At 71.7% G+C, this 1,752-nt stretch carries 2 protein-coding genes; one reads left to right on the forward strand and one right to left on the reverse strand.

The window, feature by feature from the left end; all coding sequences use genetic code 11:
- The first annotated feature begins 49 nt into the window (after positions 1 to 49).
- On the forward strand, positions 50 to 685 hold the full coding sequence (locus tag D7V88_RS41210; protein WP_120545923.1) for a CAP domain-containing protein: 636 nt from the start codon (positions 50 to 52) through the stop codon (positions 683 to 685).
- Between the two features lie 26 nt (positions 686 to 711).
- On the opposite strand, the gene D7V88_RS41215 is transcribed toward D7V88_RS41210, so the two are convergent.
- Entirely contained in the window at positions 712 to 1,545 is an 834-nt protein-coding gene (locus D7V88_RS41215; RefSeq protein ID WP_120545924.1) for a dienelactone hydrolase family protein, read from the reverse strand.
- Positions 1,546 to 1,752 lie beyond the last annotated feature (207 nt).

The raw sequence follows: 1,752 nt of genomic DNA on the forward strand, positions 1-1,752 counted from the left end.
CCCCTGTCCGCTTGCCCGCACACCCACCCGCACGCGGATAATCCAGCCCATGCGCCGCCTCCCTTCTCTCCGCTCCCTCTCCGCCGTCGGTCTGCTCACGCCGTTGCTCCTGCTCGCCTGCATCCCTGACGGGGACACGACGGATCCCACCTCGGACGCCGGCCTCGACGGTGACGCCGGCACGTCCTCCGACGGGGGCACCACGTCCGACGCGGGGTCCGTGGGGCCCACGCAGTTCGCCACGGACATGTTGGAGGCCCACAACGCGGCCCGGGCCGCCGCGCAGCCCACGCCGGCCCCCGCGCTGTCGCCGCTCGTCTGGGACGCCACCGTGGAGGAGGTCGCCCAGAAGTGGGCGAACAACTGCAAGTTCGAACACAACCAGGGCCGGGGCAACGCCGGGGAGAACCTCGCCGCCTCCTCGCCGAACAACCTCACCACGAAGGGGGTGGTGAAGGGCTGGGACGACGAGAAGAGCGACTACGACTACGCGAAGAACACCTGCGCGTCGGGCCAGGTCTGCGGCCACTACACGCAGGTGGTGTGGCGCAACACCACGCGGCTGGGGTGCGCCTACAAGCGCTGCACGACCAATTCGCCCTTCGGCGCGAACTTCCCCACGTGGGACCTGTGGGTGTGCAACTACGCGCCGCCGGGCAACTACACCGGCCAGCGTCCGTACTGACGCGGGCCGGGCCTTCGCGCGCACCTTCAGCGCTTGAGGGTGCGCGCGAGGAACGCGGACGTCTCCGCCCAGGCCGCCGCGGCGGAGCGTTCGTCGTACCGGCCACCGGACGGGTTGGCGAAGGCGTGGTCCGCGTCGTACTCCAGGATGCGGCTTCTCACGCCCGCCTCGTCCAGGGCCTTCTCGAAGGCGCGCACCGTCTCCTGCGGGATGGACTTGTCCTTCGTCCCGAAGACGCCCAGCACCTGCGCCTTGATGGTGGAGAGCTGCTGCGCGTCCGTCACCGGGTGGCCGTAGTAGAGGACCGCCGCGCTCAACTCCGGCACGGCCATGGCGGTGCGCAGGGACCAGCCGCCCCCGAAGCACCAGCCGATGCTGCCGGTGCGCGGGGCCTGGATGCGCGGGTCGCCCTTCAGGAACGCGTGCGCTTCCAGCAGCGTCTTCGTCGCCTGGTCGGCGTCCACCGCCTTCACCAGCGCGAGCGCCTCATCGGGGTTGGCCGCCACCTTGCCGCCGTACAGGTCCACCGCGAGCGCCGCGTAGCCCTCCGCGGCCAGGCGGTCCGTCCAGTGCTGCACGTGCTCGTTGAGGCCCCACCACTCGTGGATGACGATGATGCCGGGCAGCGGGCCCTTGGCATTCTCCGGCAGGCTCAGGTAGCCCTTCGCGCCGCCGGGCAGCGTCACCTCCACGCCCTTGCGCGCGGGCGCGGCGTCCGTGCGCAGGGTGTGCATGGCCTTGAACTCCTCCTCGGAGACGGCGCCCGTGGCGGACGGCGTGCGGTCCACCTCCGACGGCTTGCCCGTGGCGCAGGCGCCCAGCATCAGCGCCGCCGCCAACACCCACGTGAGCCTCTTCATGTCCGGCCTCATCGTTGTCGCGTCCTTTCAAGGCCCGGCGCTTGTCGCCTGGGGCCCGTTGCGTGCTCGGGGCCGGGCGTAACGCGGCGGGGGCGGGGGCGCCAGTGCGTTGGGCCTCGCCGTGTCGTCCTGGAACGCGAAGAGGGCCGGCGCGAGGGAGTGTCCCCCACGTCCGGCCCTCGTCTCATCGCTCCGTTACGTGGGAGC

This window comes from Corallococcus terminator (assembly GCF_003611635.1).
Lineage (GTDB): Bacteria > Myxococcota > Myxococcia > Myxococcales > Myxococcaceae > Corallococcus > Corallococcus terminator.